The following is a 20,268-nucleotide window of genomic DNA, read 5'->3' on the forward strand; positions in this document are numbered from 1 at the left end:
GTCGCCCGGGAGCAGGAGTACGAACTGCAGTCGGATACGATGACACTCGCCGCATAACATCACGAACTGGTGTCCACTTCTCGGGGGGAACCCCCGCACTCCGGCTGCAGCGGCGGTAGATGGAGGAACATCCTTACACGCGGCACTGACAGTCGGTGCGATGAGACGAAAGTAGGCCCCGATAGTGATCAACCGTCACCATTGGGGCCTACTAGGGAACTTGGGGTCAATCAGAGGTGACAGACCGAGCAGCCGGCCTCGTCGTCATCCGAATCCAGGGCGTCGGACAGGACCTCCAGCAGAGGTCGGTTCGGCTTCACGCGCTTTGCAGCACGATCGAGCGCATCCTGATGCTTCGCCTCGATGTCTTCCCGACGCTCTATTAGCTGGTGCAGTGACTCTCCCTGTGACCAGGTGTAGTCGCGCCCCTGCATGGCGGTCCCTTGGTGCCGGATTTTCTCCTCGTACGCCACGGCCTTGTCGAACAGCTCGGGGTGACGATCCTTCAGCCCGACCCATTCATGCTTGCGCTGGAAGAAGCAGAAGTAGCAGCCCGAGCGGGTGCGCCACTCGTAGTAGCCCGGCAGACCGGTGCCCGCCTCGTCGAGGATGCGGCCGACACCTTCGCGGTCGATGCCGTCCTCGCGGAAAGGGAAGACCGCGGTGATGTTGGGCTTGGTACTGACGTAGCCGAGCCTGTTCTCGTCCGCGCGGATGGCGACGTAGGAGATCACCTCGTCCTCGCCGACCCACTCTTCCAGCGGCTTGATCTTCAGGTTCTTGGTGCACCAGCGCATCTGGGGGCTCGGCAGCGTGCCTTGGTAGACCTCCAGCCAGTGGTCGAAGTCCCGGTCCGTGTTCAGCCTTGTGATGGGCTTGCCGACCGCTGCCTCAAGCTTGTTGAGGTACTCGTAGGTCTCCGGCAGTTCGGCCCCGGTGTCGCAGAAGAAGTACTCCATCTCCGGCACTCGGTCACGCATGTAGATCGCCAACGCGGAGGAGTCTTTGCCGCCGGACAGGCCTAGGACGTGTCGGACCCTCTTCTTGGGAGTGGTGTCGTCGGTCATGGTCACTCCGTCCTCTCGACTGCGGTGTTAGTAGCGGGCTCGGTCACGCGCTGGGCGAGGGCGGCAAGCAGAATGCGGGCGCCGTCCGGACCGAGCATGTTCCTAGCTTGCTCCAGGACACTGACAGCGAGGCTCTCGGCCTCCTGCCGGGACTGCTCCGGGACGTAGATCAGCGTCCGCTGTTCGACGCCGTCGTTGTCCGTGAGCGTGAGCAGGCGCGCTTGGAGGTTCTCGGTCTGGTCGGTGCTCTGTTCGCGACTCTCGTAGAGGTGGCTGACCCGGTCGAGAGCGGCAGCCATCTCCTTGACACGTCGGGAGAAGACGGCCGCATCGTTGTCGGACCAGTCGCCGAGGGCCGAGTTCGACAGCCGAACGATCAGTGGATCGAGCCAGTCATCGTCCGACAGATACTCGTTGAGCGCGATAGCAACGAAGCCGCGCAATTCCAGACTCAGGGAGACTCCGGCGAAGCCCTTGAGCCGTGCGGCAAGCTCACGGCGAAGCTTCGGCAGCGAAGAGGAGACACGGAACTCACGGCTGATGGTCTCGACGACCTCGGCACGCAGTGCCCTCTCCGCCCCGGAGAGTTCCTCCGCTGCGGCAGCGAGCCGTTCTGCGTAACCCTTGTTGCCGCTGCTGCTGATCCGGGCCTCGGGGCTGATCGGATCGAGGCCCAAGGCCTGCGGCAGCGTGTGGAAGAGCAAGTCGTCCGGGTCCTGAGCTGTGAGCAGGACGGTTCGGACAGCGATGGCGTCCTGGCTGATGCGCTTGGTGCGGCGGGCGTAGGGGGTCAGGACCATCACCCGCTCCATCAGCGCTCGGGTCACCGCGAGCAATGCTGGATTACGGAGAGCCTGAGAGCGTGGAGAGTCCACCTTCAGCGCAAGGGACAGGTTCTTTACGACGCTCTGGCGCAGGCCGTCGCCGAGCGGCGTGGACTTAACGGAGAAGCGCTTCGGTGCCTTGAGCATGCGCTCGACGATGTCGGGTGTAAGCCGGGGCAGGTATGTGCCCTCCTCGAACAGCGCTACGTCCTGGCTGCGCAGGATCAGTGCAGTGACCACCAGCAGCGGCACGGCGCCGGCCTTGACGCCGTAGGGCGGCACCATCAGGGCGCGGAAGATCTCGTCGAGATTGGTGCGCTTGTTCGCTGCGGTGAGTGACGCCTCCAGGGCCTCCCAGACCGCGAGGGTGTGCGGATGGGAGTCGCCAGGACGGGAGAAGCCGTAAGGGAACAAGGAGGTGGAGGAGTCGTCGGCGAGAGCCCCCGTGTTCTCCCGGTGCAGGCCCATGTATTCCAGGGCCCCGCTGTACATGGCACGCTCGGCTGGGTGCTTGGCGATGCCGAGATACCGTTCACCGGACTTCAGCAGCATCGCGGTGAGCAGTTCGCGGCGAGCCTTCGCACCCTGGCTGGTGAGTTCGTGGCGACCGAGCATCTCATTGCGGATGTGCGGGGTGGCCGAGAAAACGCGGTCGCAAGCGATCGAGGCCAGTCCGCTGAGGCTGCGGCCCTCGATCACCTCACCTTCGCCGTCGTCGGCGGAGATCCCCGATCGCCACAGTCGCCAGGTCGCACGCTGGGTCTGCGGGTAGAAGGCCGCGTCGAGGAGTTCCAGGAGCTCGCGTTTGGCCCCTGTTGTGCGTTCCCTGATCTCACGCAGTGCCACTGGGTCCAACGACTTGTCGAGCAGCAGCTCCTGGAGGGCTACGAGGTAGGTCGCAGCGCTTACGACGAGTTCTGGTTCCTCGGTGACTCCGAGGACCACCGGCAGCGAGGACTTGACCACGGGTCGGTCCTCGGTCGTGCCGAGGTGGAAGACGAGCAGTCCGTCAGCGTGGTCATTGAGTTCGTTCGGACCCTTGATGCTTTTGGTCTCAGGGCCGGTGACGCGGGTGAACAGGGCGCGCATCATCCCAGTGACCTGGCTGTGGCGTCCGGCGGTGAGCGCCTGCGGCAGGTACTCGCCGAGCCTTTGGATGACGTACGTGTTGTCGAGATGGTTGGTGATGTCCTTCAGACGGCCGTCGATGTCCACGTCCGTGCCGAGCCATGCCCTGTACTCACCGTTGAACTTTCGGTGCACCAGGAAGCCCCGGTCCACCAGGCTCTGCAACTGGTCCTCAAGGGCGGCGAAAGCCTTAGCGTCCGCCCCGTCCGACGGCTCATGCAGCGCAAAGTAGATCATGGCGGCAGTCGCTCGCAGAGCACCGTCCGAGTCGATCAGATTCAGCATGCCGATGGTGCGCAGCAGGTTCTGATCGGCCGTGGACAGTCCGTTGGCCTCGGTGACCCTGGCTTCGATTTCGATCCAGCGCCCAGCGTTGGTGGAGGCCAGGAGGGACGTACGGCCGGAGTCGAGGAAGAAGTCGTACAGCTGCGGCAACTGGATGGTGCTGGCCCGCTGCGGTTCGGCGAGCGAGAACAGATCCAGCGAGCGGCGGACCGTGTTGGGCTCGTCGCTGTTGAGGAAGTTCGTCAGACTGCGGTCGTGCTGGCCGATCTGAGCCGCGAGGAGAGGAGCGGCGACCGCGGTCAGCGGGTGCAGCGGGTAGAGGTCCGCGAAGTCTTGGGCCTTCAGGCCAACAACAGTGTTGAGGCCGTGATGTTCCCAGGCCTTCTCGGCAGCCACGGCCTGGGCCCGGATCAGCTTCTGGCCGGCCTCGGGAGCAGCGGACTGGTCGAGCCGACGGCGCATCAGCTGGACGGCGTCGCCAAGGTGCGGGGTGAAGGTGATGTCCTCGAACCGGCCCTGGATCTTCGCCCACTCGCGGGTCTGCAGCTCGCTGGAGCGGGCGGCGTAGTCCATGAACGACATGTGCTGCAGCGTCATCATGAACAGCGGCAGACCCTGATCGCCGGCGCTCTTCTCGGCGAGTTCCTGCAACAGGAACAGGTCGTCCTTGGTGCTGGCGAACTCGCTGTGACCGGCAAGGTGCTCAAGGGTCTTGCCGAACTCGTCGATGACCAGCAGCAGCGGCTGCAGCGCACACAGGGCCTCGACGGCGTTCAGGATGTCCTGCGGCGACGTCGTTGCAGGGTCGGTGCAGGCGGCAAGGGATGCAGCGACTGCCTTGGGCGGGCGGGTCTTCCAGCGGCGTTGAGCAGCGGTGTGGAGAGCCCGCGACAGCGTCGCGACGAGCGGCTCGCGGCGGGCCGTGGCGACGGCGCCGAGGAAGCCGGCCGGGGCGAGCTGCTCCCGGCCGGCGGGCAGGCGCTTGGCGAGGCTGGGGCTGGTGGCGCCGAGTAGGGACTCGGCTTCGGTACGGCGGACCTTGTCATAACCGAGGAGGGCATCGATGAGGTTGGTCAGGGTGGACTTGCCGGAACCGTAGGGTCCGGTGAAGGACCAGGACCGGGGACGGCGCAAATTACCGAGGGAACTCGTAACGCGTTCGAGGACGTCGACTGCACGCGTGCCGATGTAGAGAGAGTGCAGCTCGGTCTGGACGTCGCGTTCCAGATTGGTCGAGCGCATCTGTGAGCCGACCAAGGCGATGCCGGTGGGGAACTGCGGGCCACCAGGGTTCTTGCCGGCGGCACTGCGCCGCGTGGGGGTCGCGGTGGTCACACGTTCTCCTCGGTCAGGGCGAGCTGTGGCTCGACGACGTCTTGGTTCTTTCGCTCACGCTTCTCGGCGTCCGCGAGCTTGGGGTACTTGCGTGCCCACTCCTCGCGGGTGGGGAACCCCGGCCGTGACCGGACCTGGTCGTACTGATCGTCCAAGACGTCCCAGGCCAACTCGAACGGATCAGATGAGAACGCGAGGCTTTGCTGCCCGATCGCCTCGACGATCTGCAGCCCCGAGTGATCACCGGAGACTTTCTCCAGGGCGGCGGCGATATCCGGTTCGCGGATACGGAACGCGCGGCCGGGACCCCCGTGTTCGTTGGCGAGGCGGGCGAGCGAGATGGAGCCAGCACCGCGGGTTGTGCGGGCCGCGTAGTCAAGGCAGGCGTACGCCACGATCCGGGCCGGCAAAGAGGTGCGAACACCGGTGGTGAACTGCCATTCCATCTTGCCCCGCTGCCCAACCTGCTCCAGTAGCCCGAGTTCACGGAAGGGGCAGGCGAGCAAGTCCTCAAGCGCGCCTGGGGCGCCGATCTTCCCTCGGGGCGCGGGGGCGTACATCTTGGTGATGCAGTCGACGTCCTTGGCGATGGAGGCTTCCACCGGCCCTTCGGGGAAGGACAGGTTGACGTGACGCACGATCAGCTGTGTCAGATCCTCCGCTGTGAACCGGGAGAACGGCGCGATCTGGAAAGCGACATACCAAGCCGGAGCCCAGCTCTTGGCACCCGGCCGGGAGCAGAGGAGCCACCAGTGCAGCAACCACAGGCTGCCGGTCTCTTCCAAATAGGGGTCGGCTCCACGCTCGTCGAGCAGCCATCGCGCCTCCCACGTCGGGAACGACAACATGGCGCGCGAATTGGTGTCGTCGCCATAGTGCTCGCGGGTGAGCTTGAACGCTCGGGACCAGTAGCGCATGGAATAAACCATGTTCTTGCCGACGCCGAGCTGCACCGGAGCGTCATCCGCGAGGAACGTCTCAGGGTTGTCCTTCACCTGCATGTACGCCTTGTGGAGCCACCCAAAGCGCGGCGCGAACGTCTCATGGCGCGCGAAGGAGGAGTGGGCGGCTTCCGCGAGCCGAGTGTCTGACATGCGGGATTTCTCCGTGTCCGTTCAGGTTTCAGTTGGTTTCAAGGCTCATGCGCCAAATCAGATCGGGACCGACAGGAGTTTTCGCACCTTCCGCACGGCCCGGACGATGGAGGGCACCGCCCGATCCACATCGTGCTCCGTGGTGGCGTACCCCAGGGACAACCGCACCGTGGAGTCCGCTTCTTCCCGACTGCGCCCCATGCCCAGGAGCACATGGCTGGGAGTTGGTGCTCCGGCAGCGCACGCGCTCCCCTCGGAGGCCGCCACATCCGGCATGCCAGCGAGCACCGCATCAGCCGGCGCGCCGTGGAACGTGATGCTGGTAACCCCAGGAAGCCGCTGACCGATCGCGCCGTTGATCCGGCAATCGCCGGCCTGCTCAACGAGCGTGCGTTCCAGAGAGTCGCGCAACTGTGCGATTCGAGTCCCGTCACTGATCAAGTCGCGGCGGGAGGCTTCTGCCGCTGCTCCCGCACCCGCGATACCGGCGACATTTAGGGTTCCGGCCCGCCAGCCGCGCTCTTGCCCGCCGCCGAAGATCAGTGGGCGGTAGGGCAGGGCAATGCCGCGGCGAACAAACAGCGCACCGACGCCCTGCGGCCCTCCGAACTTGTGAGCTGACAGCGACAGCAGATCCACATCGCTCTCCAGCAGGTCGATCGGCAACCGGCCGACCATCTGAGTCGCGTCGGTATGGACCAGGGCGCCGGCCGCATGGGCAGCTTTGACGATCGGGGCGAGGTCCGTCAGGACGCCCGTTTCGTTGTTGGCGGCCATCAACGAAACGATCGCTACGCTACTTGCGGCCAGCGCGAGGTGGAGGCCGTCCAGATCCACCAGGCCGTCTTCGTCGACCGACAGCAGCATGAGCGACTCGGGGGCGTCGCTTGTCAGGGCCCTAGCGGTCTCCAGTACTGCGGGGTGTTCGACTGCGCTCGTCACGAGAGCCCCGCCCGCGCTGAACGCCGCACGTAGAGCGAGATTGTTCGCCTCGGTGGCCCCGGAGGTGAAGACGATCTCCCCGGGAGAGCAGTTGAGTAGATTGGCCACCTGACGACGGGCCACATCGACGCGCAGTGCCGCATCGCGACCCGAGCGGTGTGTGCTTGAGGCGTTACCCACGGTGCGCATGGCGTCAAGAGTGGCTGCGACGGCCTCGGGGCGTGTCGGTGCGGTCGCGTTGTAGTCCAGGTATGCCAGATCTGAATCAAGATCCTGTTCTGTCATGCTCCACCCCGCCTTGCGACGCTCTGTTCGCTGAGCTGGCGGAAGTCGTCGCCCGGTGCGACTGCTTCCACCAGTAGTACACCGAGATCCTAGCCGGGCGAGGATGCAGGTGTGGTAACCGGTCGGGTTTGTGCAGTTCGGTGCCCGTGTTGCATGCGCTCTTGAGAACTAATGTTCGCATGGGTGAGGGCTGATGCCCACAGCTGAAGTGGGCGCCGGGAAGATGGAGTTGAGTTCTCCGATGGCCAGATCGCATCGGCTGGTGAGAGCCGGTGGTGCGGATTCCGTCGAGGGTCCTGCGAGTGTCAGTGGTCCCCACTAGGGTTTGTGCGCAGGTCGTGGCGCACCTCATGCGCGCCGTGATGTGACGCACGCAGAGACAAGGGATCAAGGTTGCGGGAGATACTGGGTGTTCATCAGGCAGGTACGAGTCAGGGAACACCATGACCGGATCTCCAGGCATCGCGTTTCAGTCGCTCCTCGACGCAGCTCCCGTGGCCTATGTGAGGAGGCTGCTCGGTGAGCACGCCTGCGAGCTGCTCGATCTGCTTCACGGCGGGAACGGGACCGAAGAGACCCTCCGCAAGGTTGCAGCCTCGGCCGTGTCGCCAGAACAGCTGATCAGTAACCCCGAAGAGAGAGCAGAGCTCCTGCAATTGATGCCCGATGCCAAGCGGGCGGAACTCGCTGGCCGGCTCGGCTTCGAAGGTACAGACAAACCGGGCACCTTCCTTGAGGAGCAGCCGTGGTCGCTTGAACAGCGCCGTACGCTTCTCGGCTTCCTCGGCCTGGTCGTCGACCGGGCGCCCGAGGCCCCCGTCTCCTTCCGCAGCAGCAGTCAGCCCGCCTACGCGATGTTCCCCCACCAACGGCTCGCTGCCAGCAAGGTGCGGCGCCTGCTGTACTCCGGGGAACGCCGGGCCGTGCTGCATCTGCCGACCGGCGTCGGGAAGACCCGCACAGGCATGAACCTCATCTGCGACCACCTGCGTCAGGGCGAGCCGACCGTCGTAGTGTGGCTGGCTCGTGGCCGAGAGCTTCTGGAGCAGGCCGCAGAGGAATTCGAGCGGGCATGGGGCGCCCTGGGCAACCGTGAAACCACCGTCCTTCGGATGTGGGGCGATTCTCCCACCAATCTCGATGGCCTGACGGACGGGATCGTCGTGCTCGGTCTCGACAAGGCCAGCGCAGCCGCCAAGGCTGATCCGACCTTCCTGGACCGGCTCGCCCTGACCGCCACGCTCACGGTCTTCGATGAGGCCCATCAGGCCATCGCCCCCACCTACCGCAGGATTGTCGATTCGCTCACGCTACGTAGCGACGCTAGCTTGATGGGATTGACAGCCACCCCGGGCCGCACCTGGGCCAACATTTCCGAAGACGAGAAGCTGTCCGATTTCTTCGCCCGCCAGAAGGTGATGCTGGAGATCGACGGCTACGACAACCCTGTTACCGCCCTCATTGAGCAGGGGTACCTCGCACGGCCGGACTTCCGCACCGTGGCTGCCGACTCCGGCATGCAGCTCAGTACGCGGGACAAGCAGGCACTGGCCGCATCCTTTGATATCCCCGAAGCTTTGATCGGGCGGCTTGCCGACAACGTGCAGTGGAACCTGCAGGTGGTACGCACCATCCTCGACCTGAGCCAGCATCACCGCCGGATCCTGCTGTTCGCCGCCTCCGTCGAACACAGCCGACTGCTGGTCGCCATCCTGTCCGTATTCGGACTCGACGCCGAACAGGTCACCGCCGAATCCTCACCACGGCACCGCGATCGGGTCATCAACCGTTTCAAGGGCACCGGTACTCGGCCGATGGTCTTGTCCAACTACGGTGTTCTCACAACTGGATTCGACGCCCCGGCGGTGAGTGCTGCTGTCATTGCACGACCCACCCGTTCCCTCGTGCTCTACAGCCAGATGGTCGGACGGGTCATCCGCGGGCCCAAAGCCGGCGGCACCCCGAATTGCGACGTAGTGACCGTTGTTGATCCCACACTCCCGGGCTTCGGAGACGTGGCAGACGCATTCACCAACTGGGAAGACGTGTGGAAGGCCCCATGACATCCAAGTACTCGATCGTGACGCCGGATCTAACGGTCAAGGCACTGCAGGACAGCGGCTATAAGTCGACGGCTCATGCCATCGCCGAATTGATCGACAACGGAATCGAGGCCGGCGCCGAACTTGTCGAGCTGTTTGCCGTGGAGGCCGTCGACCGGCCCGGATTGAGGGGGCGGCATCGTATCGAGAAGATCGCTGTTCTGGACAACGGCAGCGGTATGGGCGCGGAGACGCTTCGGCACTCCCTGCGTATTGGCGCTGGCACCCGCCAGGGTCGCAACGGGATAGGGCGTTTTGGCGTCGGGCTGCCCAACTCCAGCATCTCTCAGTGTGATCGGGTTGATGTCTGGTCATGGACGAACGGTCCCGATAACGCACTCCATACCTATCTCGACCTCAAGCAAATTGCCACGGGGGGCCTTGAAGAGGTACCCGAACCCAAGCCCGATAGTCTCCCAGACGAATGGCAGGCGCTGGCTGAGGGTCTCGGCCCTACCGGAACCCTCGTGCAGTGGAGCGAGCTGGAGCGGGTGCAGTGGCGGGGCGCTGAAACGACGCTCAACAACACGGAGGCCTTGATCGGACGCATCTACCGGCGTCTGATCGCGAAGGGGACGCGCATCAAGCTCGTCCCCGCCCGAGGTTGGGCTCAGCTGCCGGGCTGCCGGTATGCGAGGATCAACGACCCGCTGTACCTAATGACCCCCAGCGCAACACCCGAACCCTTCGACGTGCGACCGATGTTCCGCGCCCATGGAGGGGGGAACGCTGGCGAGATCGGCGTCGAACGGTTTTGGGTTCGAGCTCCAGACGGCAAGGATTACCCCGTCCTCGTCCGTTCCTCCATTGCGGTAGATGCCGCGCGTCGTCCCGACGTTGAGGGTGCCCGGTGGCCCACCACCATCTCGTCGAGCCTCAATCCTGGTGACACGCCTTGGGGCAAGCACGCAAGAAGGAACCTCGGCATTTCGCTGATCCGTGCCGACCGGGAACTTGACCTCGACACGGGCTGGGTCAACCCTTCTAGCCCGGTTGAGCGCTGGTGGGGCATCGAAATCGATTTTCCTCCGGCCCTCGACGAGGTCTTCGGCGTTACCAACAACAAGCAGGCAGCCACTACCTTCTCCAGCCTGGCGAACTTTAATTGGAGAGATGATGCTGCAGGACTATCCTGGGAAGAGTTCCGCGAGCAGCTGCGGGATGAGGGAAATCCACGGCTTCCTCTCATCGAGATCGTCTACCATATTCGGGAGAAGTTGATCGGAAAACTCCGATCAGACCTGGATGTACAGACCCTCGGGACAGGTACAAGCCGCAAACGGCATGAAGCGGTTGAAAGCAAGGTTGAAGAAGCGGTCAAGCGCCGCAGTCGTGAGACTCAGCCGAGTCTGACGACCAAGCTCTCTGAAGAGATCACCACGGAGGAGAGCAAGGAGCTGCAGCTTAAAAGCCTTGTGGAGACACATCATTACACTCCGGTGGACGCAAGGCGGATCACCGAAGAGACCATGTCGCAAGGCAAACACGTTCGCTTGATCACCAGCCGAAACCCTGACTCTCCGTCATTCTTCAACGTCGAGTACATCCCGGGTGTGCTGCAGGTTGCCCTGAACATGGACCACGCTGTCTACAGCGATTTGATCGCGGTGCTCGACTCCGACATCGAGGGTGCCACGCGAGAGCAGCTCGCCGAGCGTCTCGCCAGCGCAGCCAGCGCTTTCAAGCTCCTTCTCTTTTCCTGGGCGCGCTTCGAGGACGAACAGCCGGAACTGCCTCGCAAGCGTGCCAAGCAGATGCGCCAGGACTGGGGTCGAATCGCCAGTGAGTTCCTCGGCGCCAGTGACGCAGACGATGAGGACGAAGAGTGAGGGAGGACCACATCTGGCGGCAGATCGAGCAGATGCTTGCCTGTGCGACTCAGCGGGTCGTCCTGGCTGCCCCATTTATAAAGAAGGACGTTTTCGAGGCTGCCCTCGCTGCTATCCCAAGCCACGTACAGGACATTCAGTGTGTCACTCGCTGGTCGGTCGCCGAAGTCGCTGCAGGTGTCTCGGATCCGGAAATCGCAGACCTGGCAGCGGCCGACGGACGCGTTTCCATCGCGTTGTGTCACAACTTGCACGCCAAGCTCTACGCTGCTGATGATGTATGCCTGATTGGGTCGCCGAACCTCACGGGTAAGGCCACAGGCCTTGTTCCCGACTCGAACATCGAGCTGTTGATCGAAACCAGTACGGCGCACCCCGAAGTGCAGCGTTTGCTCCGTGTTATCAAGGACACGGGGGTACCCGGGACGATAGACCTTGCGCATCAGATCAGGAAACAGGCCGACCTCTTCCAAGCAGACGAGGAAGCTCCGCGAGTGCTCGTCGCTGGCCATGACGAACGCCCGATTCCATGGCTGCCGGAGACCAGAAACCCGACAAGGCTTTATGGCGTGTACAACGGACGACACGGCAAGATCGGTCGCGATGTACTTGCCGGGATCCTTCGGGATCTCGCGGCCCTCGACGTGGCTCCAGGGTTGGGTGAGCAGGCGTTTGGCAATGCCGTCCTGTCCCGACTCCGGGCTATTCCTGAAGTCCAGCGCCTCGTTGAGGCGGGACGTCTCAATATGGACGATGTCCAGCGAGAATTGATGGGCAGTGTCGGTTGCACGGAGGAGCGGGCCCGTAGGTCCACAGAGACAATCGCCGAGTGGCTGCGCTACTTTGACGAGATCCATCTCGTGCCCATCGGCCCGTGGGAGATTCGGCAAGGTCGACAGGTCATGTGACGCAGTCCTGTACCCATGGCGATGCGGCTGTGGGTCCAAAGAGGTGCTAGTGCCAGAGCTCGGCGAGGCCAGCTGATGCTGGAGGCCAGGAGCGTTACCTTTAGCCCGCTGGTACTGGTTGCCGCGACTATCGAAAGGGTGCAGGGCATGGCTGCGGCGCGTACCCCATACCTGCTCGGCCATACCGAGATTGCCGCACTCTACGACGTCAAGCGGCAGACCTCGCAGCTCTGGCGTACCGAGGGGACCCTCCCGGAGCCAGACCTTCTTGCCTCTGGAAATCCGTACTGGTTGCTCGCTACCGTCCTGCGTCTCGACGGACACTCAGGCCGCGTGGCAACTAGCGATCGGTTGCGTGCATACCGAGAACGCCAGCCTGACGGGTACGAGGTTGACGACAAGTCCCGCCTACCTGTGATCCTAGGCATCAAGGAGGTCGCTGTGGTCTGCCATGTTGATGAGCAGACCATCTCTCGTTGGCGTAACCGGAAGACCATTGCCGAGCCTGACCTTTCACTGTCAGGATCCCCTCTCTGGCTCCTGGAAACGGTCCTGAACGATGCCGCCCGTCGCGGGCGTGATGTCAGAGCAGAAGATGTCGAGCGAGTCAGAGCTGGCGGCCACGCACTACAAAAGCCGCGCGGCCGTAAGACGACGCCTCCGTCGTCGCCGCCGCCGAACAAGCCGTTGCCCCTGTCGCAGACCTTCCAGCCAGGTGAAGAGGCGGAAGCTGCGCAGTTTGTATCCCAGGCGCTCGCGGAGGGGCTGTCCGTGGTGATCCGGCCCAAGCGCTGAGGTTAGCCGCTCCCGTCCGATGCTCGGCCTCCATCAGGGTCACACCTTTCCGCGTTGTGGTGGCGCTTCAGCCGTCATGAGAGTAACACTTGACTTCAGAGTTTGAGTCAATAGAGTCTCTCCTACTTCGATCAAGCGCCCCCAGGAGTCTCCCTGTCATGCCCCAATGCGAACGCCCGCCTGACCGATCACCCGTCGCCTCTGCCTCCGATGGAGAGGGTCCGAAACGGGGACGCGACTACTTGAGAGTCATCTCCTTCGGGGGCGGCGTTCAGTCGACGGCCCTCCTCGTCCTCGCTGCCCAAGGGCACATTGACTACTCGACTTTCCTGTTCGCCAACGTCGGGGACGATAGCGAGCACCCCTCGACCTTGGCGTATATCCGTGACGTCGCAGTGCCATACGCCGCAGGCGCCGGCCTCGACCTCCAGCAGCTGCATCGTCGCCGGCGCGATGGCGCCACGGAGACCCTCTGGCAGCGGCTCAACCGTCCGGATACGCGCTCGATCCCCATTCCCGTGCGCATGGCCAATGGGGCACCGGGCCGTAGGTCCTGTACAGCAGATTTCAAGATCAAGGTCATCGGGCGGTGGCTTCGGGAACACGGAGCCACCGTGCGGGATCCAGCGACTGTCGGCATCGGGATCTCGCTCGACGAGATTCATCGCGCCAACAGACGTAGAAAAGAGCCATACGAGGAGATCGAGTACCCACTGCTCGATCTCGGTCTGCGCAGATCCGACTGCGAGCACATAATTGCGGAAGCCGGGCTGCCCGTCCCACCCAAGAGTGCCTGCTTCTTCTGTCCGTTTCGGACCGTCGAAGCCTGGAAGCAGCAACGTAGGAATGAACCAGAGCTGTTCGCCAAGTCAGTTCAGCTCGAAGCGGTCTTGAACGTGCGCCGTGAGGCCATCGGCAGGGACGCGGCCTACCTCACCCGCTTCGGCTTGCCCCTCGCGGACGCTATACCGGCCGATCAAGCTGAATCGTGGCCCGACGATGAAGGTGGCGGCGGCGGTTGCGATTCAGGCTGGTGCATGACTTGAATGGCTGCGCATGACAGGTGACCGTGCTCACGTCATACGGCCGCTTCACTCGCAAGGCGCGCCAGGGTAGGACCAACGGCGTTCGACCGGACTCCAGCCGGTTGAGGATGCCAAACGGCCGACCATGGCTGAGCCTCGCTGGCCGGATGTCAATCCGATCGCGAGCAAAATCTTCGGACATCGAACTGTGGCCGGGGGCACACCTGCTGCAGAGTCTGATCGGTTCCTCTTCCGAAAGTAAGGCGAAGCGTCATCCTACGGCGCTATGCCTGGTACTTGAACCGTGCCTCGGCGTCTACGAGTTGGTCCTGCGCTGGTTCCCCACTGGCCCAGTCCAGTCGATCGCACCCTCCCCGCTACTCATGGTCGATATGGTTATTGACCATGAGTAGTTGGCAGGGTTCCCAGTCGGGGAGCGAACGCGTGTGGAGCCCGCGGCCGTCGGTGATTCCAGATGTCACCCAGGATGCGGTGATCGTCGTCCCTGGAATCATGGGCAGTGAACTACGAGATGCCAAGACGGGAAACCCGCTGTGGGGGCTGGACGTCCGGGTGTTGGAACGGGCATGGCGGCGTGGGGACGGCCTGCAGGGTCTCCATGCCACGGAAGAGGAGCTGGAGGGCAGAACCGGCAGAGTGTCCGCCACTCGTCTGCTGACCCGGCCTGCCTGGGCCCCCTTCCTGCGGGGAATCGAGCCGTACTCGGACTTGCTGGGGACCATCACGGAGGCCGCTGCCGCCCCGGAAGCGGTGCTGGCTTTCCCGTATGACTGGCGCTTGCCAGTCGAGCACAACGGGGCGTTGCTGGCGGCAGCGGCCCGAAAGCATCTTCTGCAGCGGTGCCTCCAAGTCGAGGCAAGCGCCAATCTTCGGGCTCTATGCGAGGACCGTCCCCCGCGTCTCGTCTTTGTGGCGCACTCGATGGGCGGTCTGCTTACACGCGCGGCCTTGGCCCGCGAGCCCGACCTCATCCCTGATACGCGCGCTGTCATCAGCCTAGGCACGCCCTTCCTCGGTGCCGCCCAGGCCGTGGTCATCCTCAATGGCGACCGAGCCAAGCCCTTGCCGGCTCTCCCGCCGCGACGGATGCAGGCACTGGCGGCCACGTTGCCGGGCGTGCATGACCTGTTGCCCAGCTATCGTTGCCTCGACGAGGGATTGGAGATCGCGCGGCTCTCGCCCGAGATCGTCGAAGCGATCGGAGGCAGTAAGGAACTGGCGGCCCGTGCGCTGGAGTTCCAGGAGCGCATCCGCACAACTGCCCCGGGACTGCCTGGGCACCGGGCTGTGATCGGCATCGCCCAGCCCACGGTCCAGAGCCTGCGTATTGACAACGGCATCGTTCATGCCCAGTACGAAGCCTTCCGGGCGCACGGCGACGGATTGCTGAGGCGGGACGCCGACGGTGTGCCGATCCGGCAAGACAGGACAGGCGACGGCACCGTCTACCGCGACGCGGCATCGACCAGCACGCCCAACTCCACGACCTATCTGCCAGTTCAGCACGGAGCCCTGGCCAAGAACAGCACAGCACTCCGCTACGTCCACGCAGTGCTGACCGAGCATGACGAACACCTCGGGGCCCCAATGGGCAGTGGCGATCTGGGTTTGATCCTGCCCGAGGAGGGAGTGATGGCCGAGCAACCATGGATGCTGCGGGTAACCGGTCGACCCTCGCCAGCGGGGGTGACCTGTCGCGTCGAGGACGTCGCGACAGGCAGATCGATTGCTCGACCGCAACTATCGGGCCGCGACGGCGAACTGGTCGCCCAGATCACTCTGTCGGACATAGGCCTGTACCGTGTGCGCCTGGACGCTGGCGGCAGTGCCCCGGTGACCCAGCTGGTCCTGGCCCTTGCGCCAGAGGACTTGGGCTGAGGCCGCCTGATGCCGACACCCCCTCCGCTGGAGTTTTTCGTAGTCGACATTAGCGACTACAAATACCACCAGCCCTTGCATACAGCTGAGGAAGTCAAGGCCGTCACTGCGGCCCTCGCCGCCTTTGCGCCCTGTCCGAGCCCTTGGAAAGTCATCGGGAGCGAACGCACCGCCGACGCTGTTCAGGAACGTCTGAGCGAATGGGCCACCCCATCCAGCAATGGCAACACCTTCCTCTATTGGATTAGCCATGGCGAGAGCGACGGCGAGGACATGGCCCTCCTCGCCCACGCTGGCAGTCCGCACCCGCTTATCCACAGCGGCATCTCACCGGATGATCTCCTCGGGTATCTGACGGCTCGGCAGAACCACCCGGATGCAGAAGGCACATGGGCCATCGTGGTCATCGATGCCTGTAAGTCAGGCCGCTTTGTTGAGCTCCTCAGCGCCCGTGCGTTGCTGAAGAGCAACGGTCCGCGCAACTTCCTGCTCGTGTCGACCTCCGAGGACGGGAACGCGAACCTTGGTGCCTTCCGTCACGCCTTGGAGACTGTCCTCGGCACTACTTTCGCGGCAGACAGCACCATTGATCTACGGGCTCTCGGCGATGAACTCCAACGGAATCTCCGCGGTTGCCCGGTCGTGCCCCACACTAAAATGGGACGAGCTCTGCTCCATAGGATTGTCCCTGCAGCGGCCGGAGCAGTCACAACAACGCTCGACGTGCTCGCCGAGATCCAGGCGGTCATCGACCAGCTGCCGCCAGACGAGCAACGTCACTTCATCCCCAAGGCAACGGGTGCTGAACTCGGCGAACTCGCTTGGTACTTCGAGGGGCGCGAAGAGGAGCGCGACACCATCCTGCGTTGGCTTGACACCGGTGCCGACGGAATGTTGGTGGTTACTGGCACCGCAGGTTCAGGTAAGTCCGCGCTTTTGGGGCACATCCTGCTCCACACCCGCCCCAAGCTTAGGAGCATCCTCCTCCGCACCGGCCACCTCCAACCGCTCCCAGCGGGAGTCCCCTGTCCCAGCGATCCTTTCGACGCTGTCATCCACTTATCCGGTGCCACCCCCCAAGAACTGATCGCACGCATCGCGCTCGCTGCTCAGCTCAGGGAGATACCGCGTGATCTGCTCCTGAACGAGCAGATCGAGTGGCTTCTCGACGGGCTAGCACAACGCGCGCTGCCCTTCGGGGTTTTGCTGGACGCGCTTGACGAGGCCCACGCGCCGCTGGTGATCGCCGACCAGATCATCCGTCGTCTCGCCGAAGTCCCTGGCACGCGAGTTGTAATCGGTACGCGCCGTTCTACCAAGGAAGGGCCTGATCTCCCGCCGCAAGTGGACAGGGACCTCCTTGACGCACTCGACATGAACGGCGCGGACTCCGACCTCGCAAAGTCGGTAGTGAGCGTTAACCGCGATTCACTAGCGATGGTTCGCTACGTCCGCCGCAAACTGGAGACGGCAGAGAAACTCGGCAGGCTCACGGCGTCATCCCAACAGATCACAATGGCAGCGTCCGAACTCGGTGACAGTGGCCGGGAATTCCTCTATGCCCGCTTGGCTGTACACGAGGTTATCCATGACTCGAACCTCCTCGACGACTTGACATCCCTGCGCAACAGCAGCCACAGACAACTGTTTGCTCGCGCGGCGCAGAGGCTCTCGATGCGTAACCCAGCTTTTCGACCCCTACTCCATGCCTTGGCGCTTGCGCAAGGACGTGGGTTGTCACTCCGGGACGGAATCTGGGCGACGCTTGCCACTGCTGTGGCTCCTATGGGTGTGACGATTAACGACGAGGTAATTCATGACCTGACCGTAGATGCGGCGCCCTATCTCATGCTCGACGCCGAGGCTGGGCAGACCGTCTACCGGCTCGCCCATCGAACCTTTATCGAGTATTTCAACTCAACTGGAGAGAAGCGTGAGAACCTCCACCAACAGATCACGGAAGCCCTGACCTGCGATGGTGACTTGCGCCTGCCCAAAGCAGAACTCAACCCCTATGTCATCTATCATCTACCCGCTCACGCGGCTCAAGGACAACTTCCGGCATGGGAATATCTCGCACAACACACCCGTGTGCTGGACCGTCTTGATTCCACTAGCATCACCAGCCAGGTCATGACTCACGCCTTCGGACGAGTTACCCTCCCACCAGCCATCGCCGGGGCGGTGGCCTCGCAGCATATGGCCGTCACGAACAGTCAAGGCGATCGCCGTGGCCTCCGAGAAGTCGCCACCGCACAAACCACCGGATCCTTCGACCGGTCACAGGGTGAGCCGGACGACACCCTTCCCACCTGGTCAGTCACCTGGGCTCGACTCAACACCAACCCTCTGCACCTGACTCTGCGTGGTCACACTCGTGGGGTGCGGGCGGTGGTGGCGTTTCCCATGCCGGACGGCCATACCTTGCTCGCTGCCGGCGGCGACGACGGTGCCGTCCGGATCTGGGATCCTCTGACTGGCACTGCTTTCGGTGAACCGTTGCGTGGTCACATCGGTGGGGTGTTTGCGGTGGTGGCGTTTCCCATGCCGGACGGCCGTACCTTGCTCGCTGCCGGCGGCAATGACGGGACGGTGCGGATCTGGGATCCGGTGGCTGGTGCTGAGGTTGGTGAACCGCTGCGTGGTCACACTCGTGGAGTTCGTGGGGTGGTGGCGTTTCGCGCGCCCGCGCCCGACGGACGCACTCTGCTCGCTGCCGGCGGTAATGACGGGACGGTGCGGATCTGGGATCCGGTGGCTGGTGCTGAGGTTGGTGAACCGCTGCGTGGTCACACTCGTGGAGTGCTTGCGGTGGTGGCGTTTCCCGTGCTGGATGGTCGCACTTTGCTTGCTACCGGCGGCGACGATGGTGCGGTGCGGATCTGGGATCCGGTGGCTGGTGCTGAGGTTGGTGAACCGCTGCGCGGCCACACCGGCGGAGTGCGTACGGTGGTGGCATTTCTTGCGACGGATGGCCGCACTTTGCTTGCTACCGGCAGTGACGACGGGTTGGTGCGGATCTGGGATCCGCTGACCGGCACTGAGGTTGGTGAACCGCTGCGCGGCCACACCGGCGGAGTGCGTACGGTGGTGGCGTTTCCCGCGCTGGCTGGCCGCACCCTAATCGCTACCGGGGGAATCGACGGGACGGTGCGGATCTGGGATCCGCTGACCAGCACAGTCGGCGAACCCGGGTCTGGCTACGTCGGAGGGGTGGGCACGGTGGTGGCGTTCCCCGCGCCGGATGGCCGAACTCTGCTCGCTACCGGCGGCAACAATGGCACGGTGCGGATCTGGGATTCTGCGACCGGGATTTCTGACGGTACACCGCTGCGCGTCCACAGCGGTGGGGTGGTCGTGGTGGCGGCGTTTCCCGCGCCGAACGGTCATACCCTTATTGCCACTGGCGGCGGCGACGGGTTGGTGCGGATCTGGGATCCGCTGACTGGTGCTCCCTTCGGTGGACCGCTGGCCGGCCACGTCGACGGGGTGTTCGCGATGGTGGTGTTCCCCGCACCCGACGGCCGCACCCTGCTTGCTACCGGCGGCCTGGACGGGATGGTGCGGATCTGGGATCCGCTAACCGGCACCATGGTCGGTGAACCGCTGGCCGGCCACGTCGGCGGGGTGTTCGCCGTGGCGGCCTTCCCTGCCTTGGACGACCGTACGCTGCTTGCCGCAGGCTGCGGCGATGGGATGGTGCGGATCTGGGATCCGCTAACCGGCACCATGGTCGGTGAACCGCTGCCCAGCCACAGGGACGAGGTCTTCGCGTTGGTGGCGTTTCCCGCGCCCGACGGCCGTACTTTGCTAGCTACCGGCGGCGGCGACGGGTTGGTGCGGATCTGGGATCCGCTGACCGGCACTGAGGTCGGTGAACCGCTGCCTGGCCAGAGCGGCGCAGTGGTTGCAGTGGTGGCATTTCTCGCGGCCGATGGCCGCACCCTGCTCGCCACTAGCAGCAACGGGATAGTACGGATCTGGGACCTGGAAACTTCAACGAGCTCGGTTCTCCCGCTGACTGTCCACGTGCTTGGCCTCGCTAGTGTCGACGGAAGCCTCGCTCTGGTGGGACCAGACGGAGCCCTGATGACTAGATGGCACGGAGGGAGCGATCCTTCGACGTGACGCTGAGCTCGATCGAGTGGCCGGCGATTGCGGCCATTCACATCTGCTTGCCACGGGGTAGACCGTGAACAGGACGCCCTACATAAGCCCGGTCGTCCACCTGCCTTGGTCCGGGAGCCCGCGAAAGCCAGGGGAAGCAGCGGGGGTGCAGCGGTCACGACCGACCATCCCTCAGCTACCAGGACGTCGGATGAGCCGGTGTCCCCGCAGGGCCCGGCCGCAGCGGGCAAGTGCTCGCTCCCAACCCTCCTCGTTGCCGATGAGGTGTGGTTCCTCGTAGAGACCGGCTCTAACCTCGGCATCGGTAAGACGTTGATACTTCGGTACATCGGGGTCGTCCGGCGCGAGAAACTCATGCTTGCGGTGGAGTAGCGGACGGTTGGCTGAATCTGCGTAGGACATGAAGGACGACTTCAGGTTCTGCAGGTCAACGCTGTACGACGAGGCCAAACGGGGATGGGGATCTGCATCGAATGCTGGGTAGTCGAGCCAGCTGGCTCCGCGTCCCTGGTGACGTAGCTTGACGATGTCGGGGGCGGCTGAAATTTGACCCATTTTGGGCGGTTGAAACGTGACCCCCGTGTCGTTGGTTGCTGTCGGTCAGTCGGTTTCGGTCGCGGCG

General features: G+C 63.9%; 11 protein-coding genes. 7 read left to right on the top strand and 4 right to left on the bottom strand.

Features of this window, described 5'->3' with window-relative positions; all coding sequences use genetic code 11:
- Positions 1–230: 230 nt before the first annotated feature.
- The 4 genes from AB0J04_RS40595 to AB0J04_RS40610 are packed head-to-tail and all read right to left on the bottom strand — an operon-like array spanning position 231 to position 6,960.
- Positions 231–1,067, bottom strand: a complete 837-nt coding sequence (locus tag AB0J04_RS40595) for a phosphoadenosine phosphosulfate reductase family protein (RefSeq protein WP_363173697.1) — start codon at positions 1,065–1,067, stop codon at positions 231–233.
- Positions 1,068–1,069: 2 nt separating this feature from the next.
- Positions 1,070–4,639: an ATP-binding protein gene (locus tag AB0J04_RS40600; RefSeq protein WP_363173698.1), complete on the bottom strand. Its 3,570-nt coding sequence runs from the start codon at positions 4,637–4,639 to the stop codon at positions 1,070–1,072.
- The gene (locus AB0J04_RS40605) at positions 4,636–5,733 is read right to left on the bottom strand and encodes a DUF4007 family protein (protein WP_363173699.1); all 1,098 of its coding nucleotides are present in this window, start codon (positions 5,731–5,733) and stop codon (positions 4,636–4,638) included. Before AB0J04_RS40605 ends, AB0J04_RS40600 begins: the two co-directional genes overlap by 4 nt.
- A gap of 57 nt (positions 5,734–5,790) precedes the next feature.
- Positions 5,791–6,960, bottom strand: a complete 1,170-nt coding sequence (locus AB0J04_RS40610; RefSeq protein WP_363173700.1) for a cysteine desulfurase family protein — start codon at positions 6,958–6,960, stop codon at positions 5,791–5,793.
- Between the two features lie 443 nt (positions 6,961–7,403).
- Here AB0J04_RS40610 and AB0J04_RS40615 point away from each other — a divergent pair, with 443 nt between their 5' ends.
- From AB0J04_RS40615 to AB0J04_RS40645, 7 genes are all read left to right on the top strand, one after another.
- Complete coding sequence (locus AB0J04_RS40615) at positions 7,404–9,023, top strand: DEAD/DEAH box helicase (RefSeq protein WP_363173701.1); 1,620 nt, start codon at positions 7,404–7,406, stop codon at positions 9,021–9,023.
- On the top strand, positions 9,020–10,891 hold the full coding sequence (locus tag AB0J04_RS40620) for an ATP-binding protein (RefSeq protein WP_363173702.1): 1,872 nt from the start codon (positions 9,020–9,022) through the stop codon (positions 10,889–10,891). Before AB0J04_RS40615 ends, AB0J04_RS40620 begins: the two co-directional genes overlap by 4 nt.
- Complete coding sequence (locus AB0J04_RS40625) at positions 10,888–11,799, top strand: phospholipase D family protein (protein ID WP_363173704.1); 912 nt, start codon at positions 10,888–10,890, stop codon at positions 11,797–11,799. Before AB0J04_RS40620 ends, AB0J04_RS40625 begins: the two co-directional genes overlap by 4 nt.
- A 75-nt stretch (positions 11,800–11,874) precedes the next feature.
- The gene (locus tag AB0J04_RS40630; RefSeq protein WP_363173706.1) at positions 11,875–12,594 is read left to right on the top strand and encodes a hypothetical protein; all 720 of its coding nucleotides are present in this window, start codon (positions 11,875–11,877) and stop codon (positions 12,592–12,594) included.
- A gap of 242 nt (positions 12,595–12,836) precedes the next feature.
- Complete coding sequence (locus tag AB0J04_RS40635; protein WP_363173708.1) at positions 12,837–13,640, top strand: phosphoadenosine phosphosulfate reductase; 804 nt, start codon at positions 12,837–12,839, stop codon at positions 13,638–13,640.
- Positions 13,641–14,024: 384 nt separating this feature from the next.
- The gene (locus AB0J04_RS40640; RefSeq protein WP_363173709.1) at positions 14,025–15,518 is read left to right on the top strand and encodes a hypothetical protein; all 1,494 of its coding nucleotides are present in this window, start codon (positions 14,025–14,027) and stop codon (positions 15,516–15,518) included.
- A gap of 9 nt (positions 15,519–15,527) precedes the next feature.
- On the top strand, positions 15,528–19,646 hold the full coding sequence (locus tag AB0J04_RS40645) for a WD40 repeat domain-containing protein (protein ID WP_363173711.1): 4,119 nt from the start codon (positions 15,528–15,530) through the stop codon (positions 19,644–19,646).
- Positions 19,647–20,268 lie beyond the last annotated feature (622 nt).

The sequence above is a fragment of the Streptomyces sp. NPDC050263 genome, assembly GCF_040655955.1.
GTDB lineage: Bacteria > Actinomycetota > Actinomycetes > Streptomycetales > Streptomycetaceae > Streptomyces.

Coding starts and splice junctions, on each gene's coding strand:
- AB0J04_RS40595 (WP_363173697.1), bottom strand. CDS start 1,067: ATGACCGACGACACCACTCCCAAGAAGAGGGTCCGACACGTCCTAGGC.
- AB0J04_RS40605 (WP_363173699.1), bottom strand. CDS start 5,733: ATGTCAGACACTCGGCTCGCGGAAGCCGCCCACTCCTCCTTCGCGCGC.
- AB0J04_RS40610 (WP_363173700.1), bottom strand. CDS start 6,960: ATGACAGAACAGGATCTTGATTCAGATCTGGCATACCTGGACTACAAC.
- AB0J04_RS40615 (WP_363173701.1), top strand. CDS start 7,404: ATGACCGGATCTCCAGGCATCGCGTTTCAGTCGCTCCTCGACGCAGCT.
- AB0J04_RS40620 (WP_363173702.1), top strand. CDS start 9,020: ATGACATCCAAGTACTCGATCGTGACGCCGGATCTAACGGTCAAGGCA.
- AB0J04_RS40630 (WP_363173706.1), top strand. CDS start 11,875: ATGCTGGAGGCCAGGAGCGTTACCTTTAGCCCGCTGGTACTGGTTGCC.
- AB0J04_RS40640 (WP_363173709.1), top strand. CDS start 14,025: ATGAGTAGTTGGCAGGGTTCCCAGTCGGGGAGCGAACGCGTGTGGAGC.
- AB0J04_RS40645 (WP_363173711.1), top strand. CDS start 15,528: ATGCCGACACCCCCTCCGCTGGAGTTTTTCGTAGTCGACATTAGCGAC.